Origin of the sequence: Micavibrio aeruginosavorus (genome assembly GCF_051245535.1) — a bacterium.
In the GTDB taxonomy this organism is placed as follows: Bacteria; Pseudomonadota; Alphaproteobacteria; order Micavibrionales; family Micavibrionaceae; genus Micavibrio; species Micavibrio aeruginosavorus_D.
On the sequence record NZ_CP195303.1, the window covers coordinates 168,305 to 185,064 of the forward strand.

Sequence of the window (16,760 nt, forward strand, 5' to 3'; positions counted from 1 at the left end):
CGAGGAGGGGGCCGGGGTGTCGGGGAGATCAAGCTTTAAATCTGTTATTTTTCAGTCCGTTACCATTTGACGGGCTTCGGGTTCCGTTCCTCAAACCCCATCTGGTGCCAGTATGGATAGGCCGGGGTTTTGCGGCTGACATTGTCCAGCCGTTCAATCTGGTCGGCGTTTAAGGTCCAGCCCAGTGCCCCCAGATTTTGGCGCAGCTGTTCCTCGGTCCGGGCGCCGATGACGATGTTGGAAATGGTCGGGCGCGTGGTCAGCCAGTTCAGGGCGACCTGTGGAATGGTTTTTCCGGTTTCCTTGGCAATCTCATCCAGCACGTCGACAATGTTATAGAGGTGTTCTTCGTTCACCTCTGGTCCGCCAACGGCACCGGATTCGTTGGCCATGCGGCCTTCGGTTGGTTTTTGTCCGCGACGGATTTTTCCGGTCAGGCGACCCCAACCCAGCGGGCTCCACACCATTGTTCCCAATCCTTGATCCTGCGCCAATGGCATCAATTCCCATTCATAATCGCGGTTGGCCAGAGAGTAATAACCTTGATACGCGACATAGCGCGCAAGGCCGTCGCGTTCCGATGTGGCCAGCGATTTCATCACATGCCAGCCCGAGAAGTTGGAACAGCCGATATAACGAATCTTGCCCGCTGTGACCAAATCATCCAGCGCGCGCAGCGTTTCATCAACCGGGGTCAGGGCGTCAAAACCGTGCATGAAATACACGTCGATATGATCGGTGCCCAGACGTTTCAAACTGTCTTCGCACGCTTTGATCAGGTGGAAGCGGGATGATCCCTTGTCGTTCGGTCCATCACCCATGCTGAACGTTGCTTTGGTGGAAATCAGCATGTCATTCCGGCGGCCCTTAATCGCCGCGCCCAAAACTTCTTCCGATGCGCCGGCGGAATAAATGTTGGCGGTGTCGAAAAAGTTAATGCCCGATTCCATGCAAATATCGATCAACCGGCTGGCGGCCTTTACATCGGTATCGCCCCAGACTTTGAAAAATTCCGTGGTACCGCCAAAGGTGGCCGTGCCAAAGCTGAACACGGGTACTTTCAGGCCGGAGCGGCCCAACTGTCTGAATTCCATGGTTTTTGCCTTTTAATGAGGAGGGGTGAAAAATCTCGTTACCCAATGTGGGGCAATGGGAGGAAAAGAAAAGCCCCGATGGCCCCCTGAATACGGGATTATCCCATTGACAAAATCAGATATTTTTCATATTCTTCGGCCAGTTTTTAGGACAGGCCCGATTCGGTGAAAGGACCCCAAATGACCATCAGCAATCAGGACAAATTGTTTGCCGCCGCTCGGTGCGGGGATAATGCCACCATCCGCCAATTGGCGTTCAGCGACGTTGATTTTGGCGCTCGTGATGAAAAGGGCCGCACCCCGTTCAATCTGGCCACCCAATATGGTCATGCCGATACGGCCAAAACCATTCTGGCCGCCAAGGAAATGAAATATATGCAGCAACTGGGTCTGGTGGGCGAGGGCTCCGTGCCGCCGTCCCGTGAGGAAGAGGCCCAAAAGGCCGTTGGTTAAGCTGCTGAGAATGCGGAAATAATGTTTTTTCAAACCGACCCTTGAATACAGGGGTCGGTTTATGTTTGTGTACACCGTAACAGCCAACAATGGAGTTTATTATGGCGAATGTCGCGGTCATCGGGTCCCAATGGGGTGACGAGGGCAAGGGTAAGATTGTCGATTGGTTATCCTCGCGGGCCGATGTGGTTGTCCGTTTCCAAGGTGGTCACAATGCGGGTCACACGCTGGTGATCGACGGGGTGACCTATAAACTCCATCTGTTGCCGTCCGGTGTTGTGCGCGGTGGCAAACTCTCCATCATCGGCAACGGTGTCGTGATCGACCCGTGGGCGCTGATGAAAGAAATTGGCGATGTACGCGCGCAGGGCGTTGAAATTTCACCGGAGAATTTGATCGTCGCCGACAACGCATCCCTGATCCTGCCGGTTCATTCGGCGGTTGATAAAGCGTTTGAAGCCGCGCGCGGTAAAAAATCCATCGGCACGACGGGCCGTGGCATTGGCCCGTGTTACGAAGACAAGGTCGCGCGCCGTGGTATCCGCGTGTGCGATCTGGCCGATGATGAATTGTTGATGGAAAAGATCGAACGTTTGTTGATGCATCACAACACCTTCCTGAAAGGTCTGGGTGCGGAAACGATCGAGCCGAAAACAATCTATGATTCACTGGTGCAAATTCGTGGCGATATTCTGCAATTCGCCGCGCCCGTCTGGCAACGTCTGGACGCCGCCAACAAGAACGGAGAGAAAATTCTGTTCGAAGGCGCGCAGGGCATCATGCTGGATGTCGATCATGGCACCTATCCGTATGTGACATCGTCCAACACCGTGGCGGCCCAGGCCGCAACCGGGTCGGGCGTTGGTCCGCGCACGGTGGGTTATGTTCTGGGTATTACCAAGGCGTACACAACGCGCGTTGGGTCTGGTCCGTTCCCGACTGAATTGATGGATGATGATGGTGAAACGCTGGGTCGTCGCGGTCATGAATTCGGCACCACCACCGGGCGGAAACGCCGTTGCGGCTGGTTTGATGCGGTGCAGGTGCGTCAGGCGATTAAAACATCCGGCATTGACGGTATTGCCCTGACCAAGCTGGACGTGCTGGACACGTTTGCGGAGATCAAGGTTTGCGTTGGTTATGACCTGAACGGCGTCCGTCTGGACCGCCTGCCCGCCGGGCAGAAGGATCAGGCCGCGGTGACCCCGATTTTCGAAACCATCGAAGGCTGGCAGGAAAGCACCCAAGGGGCGCGTAGCTGGGCCGATCTGCCCGCCAAGGCGATTAAATACATCCGCCGTCTGGAAGAGCTGATCGAAACCCCGGTCTCGATGGTCTCCACCAGCCCGGAACGGGATGACACCATTTTGGTGCAGGACCCGTTCGCGGCCTGAGTCTTGCGGGTTTTACAAAAACCGGATTGAGATATACAATGAAGAAAGCGGTGTCATGCAACACCGCTTTCTTCGTTCTGACAAATCCTCGCCCCGGTTCTTCGCCCGTATGACCTCTGATAACGCCACAGAAAAGGCCGAAAATGCCGCCCCGGTGACCGAACCGGCGGGGGATGCTGCTCCATCAGCGGCGGAAGCCGATGCGGCTCCGGTTGCATCAGGTGGTTCTGGGGGCGTGACCTCGCTGGCGGATAAATTCTTTATCCATCCGCAAAAACCCCTTCCGCAATTTGATCAGGGCCCTGTGAAGGCCTATAGCGTGACACAGGGGCGGGATGCCGTTTCGGTGGATCATTTCGCCCTGATCTGCGAACCGCATCTGACGCCACGGGCGCGATTGGCGGGGGCGTATAACGGTATTTCCAATCCGAATGTGATCCGGTTGGTGGGCTCTGGCGTCATCTACTGGCCGCCCACATCGGAAGAACGTTACACCTTTATCTACGAAAAGCCGGTTGGGCCGCCTTTGATGCGGCATAATGAGTTCAAGGGGCTGGATATGAAGCCGGACATTGTCGTGTCCAGCATTATTCGCCCATTGGTGGCCGCGCTGGCCGATATTCGCGACCGGGATATGGCGCACGGCAATGTACGCCCGTCAAATATCTTTGCGGCGATGTCGGGCGATGTGATTGACCGCATTGTTCTGGGTGATTGCCTGTCTACGCCGCCGTCCTATGCGCAACCCACCATCTTTGAAACGATTGAACGCGCCATGGCCGACCCCATTGGCCGCGGTTTGCCATCACAGGAAGATGATATGTATGCGCTGGGCGTGACGTTGGCGCTGCTGCTGCGCTCACGCGACCCGACGGAGGGGATGAGCAACGAAGACATCATTCGCCAGAAGATCGAGAATGGAAGCTACACAGCTTTGCTCAGCCGGGATCGGTTTACGGGGGCGATTCTGGAGCCTTTGCGCGGGCTTCTTTATGACGACCCGGGGCAACGCTGGACGATCGAAGATTTGCAGCAATGGATGGACGGGCAACGGCTGAGCCCGAAACAGGCCGCCAAGAAGGTCAAAGCCGCACGGCCTTTGCATTTTCTTGAAGAACGCTATTTCCGCCCAACGCTTCTGGCTATGGATTTACACAAGGATCCGGGGGCTGCGGTTCAGCTGGTTGAAAACAACCATATGGAACAATGGATCAGCCGGTCACTGGATGACCCGCAAGTGATGAAGCGGTATGAAAGCGTGGTCGAAAGCATGACCGAGCTGGGGCGTGGGGCCGGGTATTGGGACCGGCTGCTCTGCCGTTTGTCCATTGCGCTCGATCCCGATGCGCCCATTCGGTACAAGGGGTTGTCGTTGACGCCAGATGGCATGGGCACGGCGCTGGCGCAGGCGGTGGTTAAAAAAGAAGATATCGCACCCTATGCGGAATTGATTTCGCAACAAACGGTGATGTTCTGGGTTGGGGCGGCCCCGGCGGCGCAAATGGATGTGGGGGTTCTGGTCGGCCGTTTTGATGCCTGCCGTGCCTTCCTGCGTCAAACTTCGCCGGCCTACGGTATTGAGCGATGCCTGTATTTTCTCAATTCTGAATGCCATTGCCTGAGCGACAAGCTCAAGGGCTATATGGTTCGCACACCAGAAGATTTGCTGCGTGCGTTTGAAAAAATTTCATCGTCGCCAAAACGCCCTGAATTGTTTCTGGATCGGCATGTCACGGCGTTTCTGTCTGTGAAAGACCGCAAGGACATTGACCCCTATTTGATCGAACTGAGCGCGGACGAGCCGTATAAACGCATTTTGGGCAATATCAAAACGCTGGCCACTATTCAGCAACGCGCCCGCATGGAAAAAATGCCCGGCATTTGTGGATGGATGGCGGATATTCTGGACCCGGTTCTGGCGCAACTGCATGACCGCGATTTGCGCGTCAGCATGGGGGAAAAAATCCGTAAAATTGCGGCGGGTGGCGATATTACAAAAATTGCGGCCCTTCTGGACGATCCAAAAATCACACAGGACGATACGAAGGCGTACAACGATGCGCGGATGGATTATTTCAAGCTCCGCAAGGAAAGCATGGAATTGCAAGCCGACATGGCCGACCCGGACCGCATAAGATTAACCACGGGTCGTGAAATGGCGGCGATTTTCTCCTGCGTTCTGGCCGGGGTGATCATGTTGTTTTTTGCCTTTATGTTCTTCACGAAATCATCCGGGCTCTAGGAGCGCAGTTCCATGGCGGCGGCAAAAAAGAAGCGTAAAAAACCGATAACGTGGCAAGGGCAGGTTCTTCTGCTCTTTGCTTTCATTCTGTCGATTGTTTTTTTACCGACCAGCATTTTGATTTTTTTCGGGATGTTACCCACTCTCGTGGCCAATTTTATTGGCCGTGGGAGGGAGGGCAGCCGGGGCCTCACCGTTGGGGCGATGAATTTTGCCGGGTGTTTTCCGTTTATTCTCGATCTCTGGACATCACGCAATACGGTCGAACAAGCCGTGTCCATGCTGTTTGATCCGCGTACGATCGTGGTGATGTATTGCGCGGCGGCTGTCGGATATTTGATCGATTGGGCGGTTTCGGGTCTGGTCGGCAACATTTTGGTGCAGCAGGCCAAATCCCGCATCGCCGCGATTGATGAAAAACAGGCCGCCATGGTCAAGCGTTGGGGGCATGAGGTCACGGGCGAAGTCGCCCTGGATGAGCAGGGATTCCCGGTGGAAGATGATGGGCCCGTGGGGTCGCGGGCGAAGAAGAGTTGAGATTAAGCTTAAAATTTTATCTGCTTTTACAATGCCTTTGATCAACAGTTCACTCTCCCTTAAGCGCAAAAAACGATAATGGAAGATGGGTTTTTCGGCTCTTACGCGGAGCCCGAGGCCGAATCCGGGGAATACGAAACATGGGAATGCTCTATCGGGGGCGCAAGCTTTTGTCCTTCTGGCGCGATACGCGGGGTTCCACCGCGGTCGAATTTGGCCTTGTCGCCATTCCTTTCATCTTCATGACCATCGGCATTATTGAACTGGCTCTGGTCTTCGCCGCCGTCAATATGCTGGAGGGGGGGGTTGCAGAAGCTTCACGCATGATCCGCACAGGACAGTTGCAGCAAGAAGGAGGCGATCCGGAAGAGACGTTTCGTGAAGCGCTCTGCGCACATGCCTTGGTGTTGATTAAGTGCGATGGAATCGTCATTGAATCAATCGCGATTGAAGACAATACCTTTGAAGGTATATCCGAACTTGTCCCGGAATATGATGAAGATGGAAACCTGATCCCGTCCGGCTTCGAGTTGGGTGAGGTGAGCGATGTCGTGCTTGTGCGTGTGGCCTATCGCTACCAATTTATGACCCCGCTTTTTGGTGATATTTTTTCAAACCAGCCGGATCGCGCTTATCCAATGATGGCCACAGCGGTCATGCGGACAGAGCCGTATGAATTTGAGGATGAATAAATGAAAAAATATCCTCAAATTTTGCGCTGGTGGGTGGATCAAAGGGCTTCTATTGCGGCAGAGGCCGGAATTTTCGTTCCCATTCTGTTTAGCATGTTGGTCGCGGTGTACGATATCGGCACGGCCATTCTGGTGAATCAGAAAGCCATTAACGCGTCACAGATGACGGCCGATTTGATTGCCCGTGAAATCAGTTTGAATGATCAGCAGGTCGAAGATGCGATGGATGCCGCGCGACAGGCGATGCTGCCGCTTAATCTGACAAATTTTGGCGTTGCGATCGCCAGTGTGCAATATAACGAAGATAATGAACCGGAAATCCTCTGGCAGGATGTCACCGGTACGGCGGAGGAGTTCGAAGTAGAGGATGCCCCAATCCAGGGAACAATTGGCCTTGGGGGCGAAGGGGATGGCATGGTGGTTGTTAAGGTAACCTATAATTATGACCCTGTTTTCTCCGGATCGTTTTTGCCGACAATCCTGATACAGGAAGTCAGTTATACGCGCGGCCGCCGTTTGCCAGTTGTGACGCGGATAGAATAATACAGGGTGATTGAAATGATGCGCTTTCTGCGAAAATACTGGTACGATTCCGGGGCTTCTTTGGCGGTGTATATGGCGCTGACCATTCCGGTTCTTGTCGGATCCATCGGTATGGCGACCGATGTGGGCATGTCCTATCTCGTGCGTGCGCGGTTACAGGGGGCATTGGATGCGGCGGCCCTAGCCACGGCGGCGGCAACATCAACGGGCGATGCCGATATCGGGGAAAAGCTGGAAGAGTATTTCGAGGCGAACTACCCCCCGGAGAAAATCGGTGTTCCCTATGATCTGGATTTTGAAGATTCAGACGAAGCTTTATTTGTCAGTGCGCAAGCGCGCTACAATACAATGTTTGTTCGTGTCTTGGGGATCGAAGAAATAAACGTTGCGGCCTCCACCACAATTACGCGGGCAGTGCGTGGTATTGAAGCGGTTCTGGTTCTCGATAACACTGGATCAATGTCAACGAACAACAATATTCAGAAATTAAAAGACGCGGCAGAGGTGTTTGTTGAGACGCTGTATGATCGTGCTGGTGAAGACGAAGAATACGTAAAAATTGGCATTGTTCCGTACAGCGCATCTGTGAATGTCAGCCGGTATGGTTTGGGCTTAGATCCGGATGGCGATAGTTACGGGGATCCTTTTGTCACGCTTCCTGGCGGGGTGACGTATAACTCCAGCTGTTCTGGCTCCAGCAGAACGCGCTGGTGCGGATGTGTTCGTGCCGAAGAATATCCGGGCGATGTAGAGGAGTTTGATGAGAATTTAGCCCCTTATCGTTTCCTTGATTGTGGAAGCGGTGATGACGATGAAAGTGAGTGTGAGGTTACAACCTATCCCAACAAAATGTCGGCCGGGGGATATTGCCCAACACCGATCACGCCTTTAACCAGTGATGAGGATGTCTTGTTGGATGCCATTGATGCAATGGGAACGGGCGGTTATACGCTGGGGAACTTTGGCATGATCTGGGGGTACCGCGTGATTTCCCCTGAATTCCCGTTTGAGGAGGGGGCGGCGTGGGATGATTATATCTGGCGCAAAGCTGTCGTAATGATGACGGACGGTGATAACAATATTTCTGCAAGCAGTAATAGCGTCTTTACGGCCTATGGGCATAACCGCCTGATCAACATTGATGATGATGATTTGAATGATCGCTTTGTTGAGGTTTGTGCGCTGCTGCGGCAGCAAGGTGTTCTTGTTTACACCATCGTCTTTACGTCCAGTATCAACCAGGCCACAAAAGACATGTATAGAGCCTGCGCCACGACATCGAACATGTATTATTATGCGCCCAGTGGTGATGACCTTGAAGAAGCGTTTGAAAAAATTGCGCGTGAATTGAGCAACTTGCACGTCAGTAACTGATGCAATAAATCCATGTTCATTGAATCAACGGGACTCAGTTTTGAGTCCCGTTTGATTCTGGGGCAAGTATTCGTGGGGTGGGTGATTCTGCTTTTACTATAGATTTGCTGATTACTATGTGTTTTTGGTGCGATTAAATACTTAGTTGTGTATTTTGTAGTAATAATTCTGATGTTTGTAGTTGTTCTATGCTTTCTATATAAAATTTTATGTAAAAACAGCGTAAGTTTTATTTGCTTCTTCTGCTTTTTTCTATAACTCATTGCCCCGTTTCTTCATTTTTTTAACCCCTCGTTAAAAATTTAGGGTATATTCTGGAGTCTGTGGGTTCACGCATTGGTGCAATGCCTGTGCGATTAGGGGAACCAAAAAGCTGGAAACCAAACGAAGGAGACTTCAACTATGTTGTTCACGTTCATCAAGGCTATTAAAGAAGCCTATGTAAAGGATATCAAAGGCGCGACCGCTATTGAATACGGTCTGATCGCCGGTGGGATTTCGTTGGCTATTGTGGCCTCTGTGTTTGCATTCGGTGATGACTTGGCCGCTCTGTTCTCGTCCATCGCGGACGCAATGGCAGAAGCTTCGGCTGATGTTCAGGAAGATGTTGCGAGCTAACTCTTCTGTGCTTTAGAGAAAACCCGCCTGGAGGGTTCCTTCAGGCGGGTTTTTGATTCTATGGGATGCTGAATGGATTTTACGTTTGCTCTAACGCTTGTATATGGCTTTTGTTTGCTGGGCGCGATTTTAACCGCGATTGGTGCGGCTTGGTCTGATATCCGGTCAATGACCATTCCCAATTATTACAGCATCATCATCATTGGTCTCTTTATTATGGGCTATGGTGCACTTGCTTTGGCTGGTGCCGCGCTTGCGCCGTGGTGGAGTTATGCCTCCTCCATGCTCATCGTGTTTTTGGTAACGCTGGTCATGTTTCTTGCCAAGGCCATCGGGGGTGGGGATTCTAAATTTGGGGCGGCGTGCGCCCTGTGGGTTGGTCTGCAGGGGCTTATGCCTTTCTTGCTGGTTATGATGATTGTGGGCATGGTTTTGGGAATTTTGGCCTTGGTTCTTCGTCACCGCGTGGTGTTTGCGCGGGTGGTGCCGGGGGGGTGGATTGACCGTGTGCAGAAGGGCGAGAGCGCTATCCCGTACGGTGTTGCCATAATGTTTGGGTTGGCGGCGGGTGTATACGCCGCCGGAATGCAGGGGCCGTTAATGGCGTTTTTTCATTAAATGCCAAGGGCTTTTCGGGCTTTGTTAAAAGAAGAAATCTGGGTATAATGGGGGTGCGGCACGGTCGTGCCGATCCTGTTTCTTTCGTGGTTCAATCCATCCTATGCGGTTTTTGGAACTGCACCTTTCATCCCTGATAGGGGCTTTGTGATGAATAAAAATCTTTTGATCGCCTTTGCGGGCGCTTTGTTGATTGCCATTTTGGTGGCGATGTTGATGAGCACGTTGCTGGGCGGTACCAAGAAGAAACAGCCGCGTGTCGCGGAAACAAAGCGCATCGAAATTCTGGTTGCGGCAAAGCCAATTGCGATTGGGCAATATTTGTCGTCAGAAAGCATGAAGTGGAAACCGTGGCCGGAGGAGGCCGTGTTTCCTGGCGCCATCGTTCGTAAAGGCGAGCAAAAAGCATCCGAGGCAAAAGAAGGTCGCGCCGCGCGCGCCTTTGTGATCGACGAGCCAATTGTAGAAAGTGCGATTATCGCGGGCGAAGGCAGCTTTGCGGCCGCGCGATTGGAGCCGGGGATGCGGGCGATTGCGATTAAAGCCAACACCATTACAACGGCGGGCGGTTTGATCCGCGCGGGCGATCGGGTTGATGTGATTTTGGTCGCGGGATATGAGATGGAAGCGAATAGCCCGGACCCATATACAGAAAGCCTGATGGAAAGTATTGCGGACCGGAATTTGGAAGAAGCCGCAGCGCAAACGATCTTGCAGAATATTCGCGTATTGGCCGTGGACCAGAATGAAAAGCCGCCAGAAAGCGGAGACAAAGCCTCGGCCGTGAAAAAAGTTAAGACGGTGACGTTGGAGGTCGATACACGCGGGGCGGAGAAGCTTGTTGTGGCGCTGAAGACAGGGTCTTTGCATCTTTCGTTACGGTCTTTGGGCGATACCAGTCTGTTCGATGAAAATCGTCCCAGCACGACAGATGCCCGCATGATCAACATTGACGATGAAATTATCAAGCAGGCCAATGAATCTATTGGCGGCTTGCGTATCTATAGCGGTGGTGTTCCAACGCGATAAGGGCGGAATGTTCGCTTTTGTGAAAACGGTCAAGTTCGAGTTTGAAATATGGTCGAGATGAAAAACATGATGAAACGTCCTATCGCTCTGGCCCTTATCGGTGCCGTCGTGGCGGGGTTGGCCTTTGGTCCGGTCCTGCATGCGCGCGCGGACAGCAAAATGAACCCGGTCAGCATCAATGCGGCGAAGAAGGGCAATTTGCTCGAAGTGACATTGGGCAAGGGCGAGGTTCTGACCATTCCGGGCGATGTTGCCGATGTTCTGGTGGCTGATCCGTCCATCGCCGATGTGTCGGCGTTACAAGCGGACAAGCTTTATGTTGTTGGATCGCGTCTGGGCAATACCAACCTGATGGTTCTGGATGCGCAGGGCAACGTGCTGAAACGTGTCGATATTCACGTTAGGATTGATGAGGCCGCGATTCAGGCTTACCTGCAAGAACTCTACCCCAATGAAAGCGTTTCGGTTCGGGCGGTGAATGGGCGGTTCTTCCTGACCGGGAATGTGTCGACACCGGACGCATCGAATAAAATCGCCAACGTGGTTGCGGCCTATTTCAACCAGGGGTCCGGCGCACCGAACATGGATTCTATCGTGAACCTGCTCCAGGTTTCGGGCGAGCAGCAGGTGATGCTGCGCGTCAAGATTATGGAAGTTTCGAAATCGCTTCTGCGCGAACTGGGTATCGATACGCAATTGGATGATACCAGCCTGCTGGGCAACAATGACAATTTGATCGGGGCAATTGATACAATCGCCGGGACGGGATTGACGCAAAACCCGTTTGCGACGGGATCATTGATTTTTGATGACGGCAGCTTTGGCCCTCTGAGCTTTATGCTGAGCGCACTTGAAAACGATCAAATGGCGCAGACCTTGGCTGAACCAAATCTGACCGCGATTTCTGGCGAACAAGCCGGGTTCCTGGCGGGTGGTGAATTTCCGGTTCCGTCCGGACGGGATCAGGATGGCAACGTCATTATTGAATACCGGTCATTCGGTGTGTCTTTGAACTTCCGCCCCGTTGTATTGTCGTCGGACCGGATCAGCTTGCAAATGAACACAGAAGTGTCATCCATTTCACGCGATAACTCGGTGACACTGAACGGTTTGGATGTTCCGGGCTTAAGCATTCGTCGTGCTTCGACCACGGTGGAAATGGGCAGTGGTGGCAGTTTGATGATTGCTGGCCTGCTGCAATCCAATGCGTTGAAGGGCATGGCGGGCCTGCCGGGGATTCAGCAAACGCCGATCCTTGGTGATCTGATTTCATCCGAAAGCTTTAACCGTCAGGAATCGGAACTGGTCATTATCGTGACGCCTGTTCTGGTCAAGCCTTATGCAGAAACCCGCGCGGCGCGTAAAGTCGACACGCCCACAAAAACGCCATTGCGTCAGGCGTTCATCGATAACATTCGCCGCATTTATGGCCGCAAGGCGCCCGCATCTTTGAATGATGACGGCAGCTTTGGCTATATCCTGAATTAATCGACCCGAGGAAAAAGTTCGTGATGAAAATATCGTTTCAAAACCGTGGGATCTTAATGGCGGCCAGCGTGGCGGCCTTGTTGGGTGGATGCACGATTTCGCTGGATCGGGATTCCGAACTGGCTGCGGCTGATCGACAGATGCAGGTGGTCAGCGATGATGCCGAAATGCAATTGCCGGTCGATGCGATGAATGACTCCACAATTCGCCGCATTGCGGGTGATTATGCCAGCCGTGGCGATGGCGCGATGGTCGTGTCGGTTTTATACGACCCGTCCTCTCGCTCTGGCACCGCGATGAAAGCGGGGCAAGAACTGGCCCGCATTGTCGAAACGCTGAAGCAGAACAATATTGCTGGTGTGCAGGGCGATATCATGCCGGTGCAGGCTCTGGGTGACCGGATGCAGGTTTTGGTGAGCTATGACCAGTTGACCGCACAGGTGTCGGATGTATGCGCAGGGCAGGAGATGGATCAAACCATGACCGATCTCGATAAAGCCCGGGCCTATCCTTTGGGCTGTACGGTGGATCAGATGGTCGCGCGCCAAACGGCGCAACCGGCCGATTTACTGGGGCGTGACCCTGTTGGCGGTACGGATGGGCGTCGTGGCGCCGCTGTAACGGAGCCTTACCGTGCAGGTGAGCCGAACAGCGAGCTAAGTGGCGAGAGCGCATCTGAGTAATTGATGCCATAATCATTGGTTTTAGCCGGTTTTTGTAAATCAATTGGTAATAAAACCGCGCGATGATGGGGTGGCGGGTCAAATCCGCGATTCCTTGTTGAATATCAAAAGTATAATCCGGTTCCAATCACATGACCGCTGCCGATGCCACCTTTACTTCTGTCCTGTTGCCGGGGGCCCGCGTGACGATGTTCGCGCGTGATCGCGAGTCATTGGAATCGTTCCGCTCTCTGGTGCAGGATTGGCGTTTCGCCCGCGTGCAGATGGAAGCGATCGAAGGCGGCGTTGATGAAGCCATCGCGACATTCCAATCGCGCGAAGCCCCCGACCTGTTGATCATTGAAACCGACACGATTGATGAAGGGTTTACACAGAAGCTGGAATCTCTGTCGGCTTATTGTTCCGAAAACACGGCGGCGATTGTTATTGGCCCCGTCAATGATGTGAATTTGTATCGCCGTTTAATCGGCATGGGGATCAGCGAATATCTGGTGCGCCCGGTGAAGGCGGATACGTTGTCCTTTGACATTGCGCGGTCGTTGATTGAACGCATCGGTGCAACAGGCAGCCGTCTGGTGACCTTTATCGGGGCCAAGGGCGGCGTTGGTGCCACTGTTCTGGCCGAAGGCATGGCATGGGGCATGGCCGAAATGATGCACCAGAAAACCATGTTGCTGGATGCCGCTGGCGGCTGGTCGTCGCTCAGTGTGGGCATGAATTTTGAACCGGTGACGACCCTGTCCGAAGCCGTGCGCACGGCGCAATCCGGCGATGCGGATGCGTTCCGCCGCATTTTGTTTCAGGCCGATGACCGCCTGCATGTGCTGAGCACCGGCGGCGACGTCATGCTGGACAACACGGTTGATCCGGCAACATTCGAAGGTTTGCTGGATCATTTGATGACCAGCTATCCGGTCGTGATTGTTGATCTGTCCGCTGCCCCTGTTGGTTTGCGTCAGGCGACGTTGGCGAGGGCGCATGAAATTATTGTTGTCACCACACCGCAATTGCCCGCCTTGCGCGCGGCGCGCAGCCTGATGAATGAAATTCGCGATCTGCGCGGGGGCAAGGATGACACGGTTATTGATTTGATCGTCAATATGGTCGGCTCTGCCCAGAAACATGAAATACCCAAGGTGGATATCGAAGCGGCGCTGGATCGCAAGCCATCGCTGATGCTGGATTATAAACCCGGTTTGTTTATGGCGTTTGAAAGCGAAGGCCGCAAAATCACCTCCAGCCCCGAAGGGCGTGACATTGCGCAAACGTTATTACAGTTGGTGGCGAAACTTATTCGCGGGGCTGGATCGGATTCATCCGGCCCGGCCAACGATGCGGGCGGCAAGGGGTTGTCCGGCATATTGAACAAGTTCAAGGCAAAATCCTGACGGATTGGGTGGCGCAATGTTTGGAAAAAAGGGCACCTCCGGACCACCATCACCGCCGCCAGCGGCCCCGGCGCCGCGCCCGGAACCTGTGGCGGCGACGCCCGCCCCTGCGCCGGTAAAATCCGCGCCGCCATCACCGCCAAAAGATGTATCGTCATCCACCATGCCGCCAATGGACGCGGACATGCTGGGGGCGCTGAATGCTCTGAACGCGGAAAAGGGAACGACATCCGCCGGACAAGTTCATGTTCCCGCCGCCGAAGCGGAAAAGGCCAAACCCGTAAAATCGCTGGACGATGATTTGTTGTCCAAAGGCGAAGAGCCAACGATCAAAACCGATGCGGGGGCCAGCATGGCGTCCGTGCGCCTGCAACGCGCGCGCAACCGTATCTGGCTTGATTTGCGTGATGGCATTGATTTGAAAGCCTTGGCCCGTATGGATGCCAAAGCTGCGCGCGAGGAAGTGGCTTCCGCTGTGCAGGAAATTGCCCGCTTCCGCAATCTGGATATTACGCCGTCGGAACTGGATCTGATTTCCAAGGAATGTTCCGATGATATGTTGGGCTATGGCCCGCTCGAAGCCTTGCTGGAACGTGACGACATCGCCGATATCATGATCAACGGTCCTGAAACCACGTATATCGAGGTGAGCGGGAAAATTCAGCGCACCGACATTAAATTCCGCGATAACCAGCATTTGACAACAATTTGTCAGCGTATCGTCGGGGCCATTGGTCGCCGTGTTGATGAATCATCACCGATTTGCGATGCGCGTCTGCCGGACGGAAGCCGTGTGAACGTCATTATCCCGCCGTTGGCCGTGGACGGCGCGACCATGACCATTCGTAAATTTAAGAAAGACAAGCTGACGCTTGAAAAGCTGGTGGAGTTTGGGGCGGCGACGCCCAGTTGCGCCAAGCTGATTATGGCGGTGGGGCGTTGCCGCGTGAATGTTCTGGTGTCGGGCGGTACGGGTTCGGGTAAAACCACGATGCTGAACTGTTTGACTCGTTATATTGAGCAGGGCGAACGCATTATCACTTGCGAAGATGCCTGCGAATTGCAATTGCAACAGCCGCACGTCGTGCGCCTTGAAACACGTCCGCCCAACCTGGAGGGCGCGGGTGAAGTGACCATGCGCGATCTGGTGAAAAACTGCCTGCGTATGCGCCCCGAACGCATTATCGTGGGTGAGGTGCGCGGCCCGGAAGCTTTCGATTTGTTGCAGGCCATGAACACCGGTCACGATGGATCCATGGGCACCGTCCACGCCAACAACCCGCGTGAAGCGCTGTCCCGTATGGAAAACATGATCGCCATGGGTGGCTTGAATTTGCCCAGTGCGGCCGTGCGTGAACAGATTGCCAGCGCGGTTAACGTAATTATTCAGGTGCAACGTCTGCGCGATGGTTCCCGTAAAGTCACCCACATCTCTGAAATTACCGGGATGGAAGGTGATGTCGTGACGATGCAGGATTTGTTCCAGTTGGAATTCCTGGGCGAGGATGACGATGGAAAATTGATTACACGCCAGAAATCCACCGGCCTGCGTCCGAAATTCTATGATAAGGCGCGTCAATATGGCGTCGAGCAGCTTGTTCTTGATGCGATGGCGGAGGCGTTCGGATAATGCAGCCGATGGTTTTTGTGATCGTTGTCCTGGTTGTCACGCTGCTGTGTTTTGGCGGCGTTTTGCTGCTGATGTCGGCGCAGGAAAAGAAAAAACGCAGCCGCATTCAATCGGTGATCCGCGGAAATGCGATTGTCGATCGGAAAGCAGCTGCAACAGCAGAGAAAGACAAGCGCGTTGCCGATATTTCCCGCAAGCTCAAAGAGACAACGGAAGAGAATAAGGCGAAAAAAAACAGCCTGTCCTCTCGGTTGATGCAAGCCGGGCTGACGATCTCAGTGAAGCAATTTTGGATTTATTCTGTTTTGTTCGCGATTGTTGCGACCGTTTTAACAAAACTGAGCGGGCAATCCGCTTTGGTTACGATTCTTGTCGGTATTACGGCTTTTTTGGGCATGCCGCGCTATTGGCTGAAACGCCGCATTAAAAAGCGCCAAGCGAGATTTCTGCGAGATTTTGCGGACGCTTTGGAGGCCATGGTGCGTTTGTTGAAAGCCGGTATGCCCGTGACTGAGGCGATCAATATGGCATCAAAGGAATTCGAAGGACCGGTCGGCGAAGAAATGGCGATGATCTATGATTCCCAGCGTGTGGGCATCTCCTTGCCAGAAGCTTCGCTGGAGGCGGCACGCCGTATGCCCATCACAGAAATGCAAATGTTTGCGACCGCAATGGCCATTCAGGCCCAGACGGGCGCCAGCCTGTCAGAAATTTTGACGAACTTGGCCAAGGTTATTCGGGCCCGCTTTCGTTTGAAGCGAAAGGTCGAAGCGTTGTCATCCGAGGCCAAGGCATCGGCCATGATTATCGGGTCGCTGCCTTTTCTGGTTGGTGGCGGTATGTATTTCATTAACAACGATTACATGATGGTGATGTTTACGACGCTGACCGGAAAAATGCTGCTGGCTGGTTGCGCGGCTTTCATGTTGATGGGGATTATGGTGATGAAGGCCATGATCAATTTCAAGGTGTAACCC

Annotated in this window: 16 protein-coding genes; 15 read left to right on the forward strand and 1 reads right to left on the reverse strand. The window is 53.5% G+C overall.

Annotated elements, in window-relative coordinates; translation table 11 throughout:
- Window positions 1-59: 59 nt before the first annotated feature.
- Window positions 60-1,094, reverse strand: a complete 1,035-nt coding sequence (locus ACSC94_RS00825; RefSeq protein WP_435641182.1) for an aldo/keto reductase — start codon at window positions 1,092-1,094, stop codon at window positions 60-62.
- A gap of 180 nt (window positions 1,095-1,274) precedes the next feature.
- Here ACSC94_RS00825 and ACSC94_RS00830 point away from each other — a divergent pair, with 180 nt between their 5' ends.
- From ACSC94_RS00830 to ACSC94_RS00900, 15 genes are all read left to right on the forward strand, one after another.
- A complete protein-coding gene (locus tag ACSC94_RS00830; protein WP_435641183.1) occupies window positions 1,275-1,547 on the forward strand; it encodes an ankyrin repeat domain-containing protein in 273 nt (90 codons plus the stop codon).
- A 101-nt stretch (window positions 1,548-1,648) separates the two neighbouring features.
- Complete coding sequence (locus ACSC94_RS00835; RefSeq protein WP_435641184.1) at window positions 1,649-2,941, forward strand: adenylosuccinate synthase; 1,293 nt, start codon at window positions 1,649-1,651, stop codon at window positions 2,939-2,941.
- Window positions 2,942-3,050: 109 nt separating this feature from the next.
- A complete protein-coding gene (locus ACSC94_RS00840; RefSeq protein ID WP_435641185.1) occupies window positions 3,051-5,183 on the forward strand; it encodes a hypothetical protein in 2,133 nt (710 codons plus the stop codon).
- A 147-nt stretch (window positions 5,184-5,330) separates the two neighbouring features.
- Window positions 5,331-5,720: a hypothetical protein gene (locus tag ACSC94_RS00845; protein WP_435641186.1), complete on the forward strand. Its 390-nt coding sequence runs from the start codon at window positions 5,331-5,333 to the stop codon at window positions 5,718-5,720.
- A gap of 140 nt (window positions 5,721-5,860) precedes the next feature.
- Window positions 5,861-6,412: a TadE/TadG family type IV pilus assembly protein gene (locus ACSC94_RS00850; RefSeq protein ID WP_435641187.1), complete on the forward strand. Its 552-nt coding sequence runs from the start codon at window positions 5,861-5,863 to the stop codon at window positions 6,410-6,412.
- Window positions 6,413-6,955, forward strand: coding sequence for a TadE/TadG family type IV pilus assembly protein (locus ACSC94_RS00855; protein ID WP_435641188.1), 543 nt, complete (start codon window positions 6,413-6,415; stop codon window positions 6,953-6,955).
- Window positions 6,956-6,970: 15 nt separating this feature from the next.
- Window positions 6,971-8,329, forward strand: a complete 1,359-nt coding sequence (locus ACSC94_RS00860; protein ID WP_435641189.1) for a pilus assembly protein TadG-related protein — start codon at window positions 6,971-6,973, stop codon at window positions 8,327-8,329.
- A 402-nt stretch (window positions 8,330-8,731) separates the two neighbouring features.
- A complete protein-coding gene (locus tag ACSC94_RS00865; RefSeq protein WP_435641190.1) occupies window positions 8,732-8,947 on the forward strand; it encodes a Flp family type IVb pilin in 216 nt (71 codons plus the stop codon).
- A 72-nt stretch (window positions 8,948-9,019) separates the two neighbouring features.
- Window positions 9,020-9,565 (forward strand): A24 family peptidase, encoded by a 546-nt coding sequence (locus tag ACSC94_RS00870; RefSeq protein ID WP_435641191.1) that lies wholly within the window; start codon window positions 9,020-9,022, stop codon window positions 9,563-9,565.
- A 150-nt stretch (window positions 9,566-9,715) separates the two neighbouring features.
- On the forward strand, window positions 9,716-10,594 hold the full coding sequence (cpaB, locus tag ACSC94_RS00875; RefSeq protein WP_435641192.1) for a Flp pilus assembly protein CpaB: 879 nt from the start codon (window positions 9,716-9,718) through the stop codon (window positions 10,592-10,594).
- Between the two features lie 66 nt (window positions 10,595-10,660).
- A complete protein-coding gene (locus tag ACSC94_RS00880; protein ID WP_435641193.1) occupies window positions 10,661-12,082 on the forward strand; it encodes a type II and III secretion system protein family protein in 1,422 nt (473 codons plus the stop codon).
- A gap of 23 nt (window positions 12,083-12,105) precedes the next feature.
- Window positions 12,106-12,765 (forward strand): CpaD family pilus assembly lipoprotein, encoded by a 660-nt coding sequence (locus tag ACSC94_RS00885; protein ID WP_435641194.1) that lies wholly within the window; start codon window positions 12,106-12,108, stop codon window positions 12,763-12,765.
- Between the two features lie 131 nt (window positions 12,766-12,896).
- Window positions 12,897-14,153: an AAA family ATPase gene (locus ACSC94_RS00890; RefSeq protein ID WP_435641195.1), complete on the forward strand. Its 1,257-nt coding sequence runs from the start codon at window positions 12,897-12,899 to the stop codon at window positions 14,151-14,153.
- A gap of 16 nt (window positions 14,154-14,169) precedes the next feature.
- Window positions 14,170-15,783, forward strand: coding sequence for a CpaF family protein (locus ACSC94_RS00895; protein ID WP_435641196.1), 1,614 nt, complete (start codon window positions 14,170-14,172; stop codon window positions 15,781-15,783).
- Window positions 15,783-16,757 carry a type II secretion system F family protein gene (locus tag ACSC94_RS00900; RefSeq protein WP_435641197.1) on the forward strand — a complete coding sequence of 325 codons (975 nt, stop codon included), beginning with the start codon at window positions 15,783-15,785 and terminating at the stop codon, window positions 16,755-16,757. The genes ACSC94_RS00895 and ACSC94_RS00900 overlap by 1 nt, the downstream gene beginning before the upstream one ends.
- The last annotated feature ends 3 nt before the right edge of the window (window positions 16,758-16,760 follow it).

Bases quoted from the DNA above. Each gene is read 5' to 3' on its own strand.
- ACSC94_RS00830 (WP_435641183.1), top strand. From the start codon at position 1,275: ATGACCATCAGCAATCAGGACAAATTGTTTGCCGCCGCTCGGTGCGGG.
- ACSC94_RS00900 (WP_435641197.1), top strand. From the start codon at position 15,783: ATGCAGCCGATGGTTTTTGTGATCGTTGTCCTGGTTGTCACGCTGCTG.
- ACSC94_RS00825 (WP_435641182.1), bottom strand. From the start codon at position 1,094: ATGGAATTCAGACAGTTGGGCCGCTCCGGCCTGAAAGTACCCGTGTTC.
- ACSC94_RS00880 (WP_435641193.1), top strand. From the start codon at position 10,661: ATGATGAAACGTCCTATCGCTCTGGCCCTTATCGGTGCCGTCGTGGCG.
- ACSC94_RS00855 (WP_435641188.1), top strand. From the start codon at position 6,413: ATGAAAAAATATCCTCAAATTTTGCGCTGGTGGGTGGATCAAAGGGCT.
- ACSC94_RS00870 (WP_435641191.1), top strand. From the start codon at position 9,020: ATGGATTTTACGTTTGCTCTAACGCTTGTATATGGCTTTTGTTTGCTG.
- ACSC94_RS00835 (WP_435641184.1), top strand. From the start codon at position 1,649: ATGGCGAATGTCGCGGTCATCGGGTCCCAATGGGGTGACGAGGGCAAG.
- ACSC94_RS00860 (WP_435641189.1), top strand. From the start codon at position 6,971: ATGATGCGCTTTCTGCGAAAATACTGGTACGATTCCGGGGCTTCTTTG.
- ACSC94_RS00865 (WP_435641190.1), top strand. From the start codon at position 8,732: ATGTTGTTCACGTTCATCAAGGCTATTAAAGAAGCCTATGTAAAGGAT.
- ACSC94_RS00850 (WP_435641187.1), top strand. From the start codon at position 5,861: ATGGGAATGCTCTATCGGGGGCGCAAGCTTTTGTCCTTCTGGCGCGAT.
- ACSC94_RS00890 (WP_435641195.1), top strand. From the start codon at position 12,897: ATGACCGCTGCCGATGCCACCTTTACTTCTGTCCTGTTGCCGGGGGCC.
- ACSC94_RS00885 (WP_435641194.1), top strand. From the start codon at position 12,106: ATGAAAATATCGTTTCAAAACCGTGGGATCTTAATGGCGGCCAGCGTG.
- ACSC94_RS00895 (WP_435641196.1), top strand. From the start codon at position 14,170: ATGTTTGGAAAAAAGGGCACCTCCGGACCACCATCACCGCCGCCAGCG.
- cpaB (WP_435641192.1), top strand. From the start codon at position 9,716: ATGAATAAAAATCTTTTGATCGCCTTTGCGGGCGCTTTGTTGATTGCC.
- ACSC94_RS00840 (WP_435641185.1), top strand. From the start codon at position 3,051: ATGACCTCTGATAACGCCACAGAAAAGGCCGAAAATGCCGCCCCGGTG.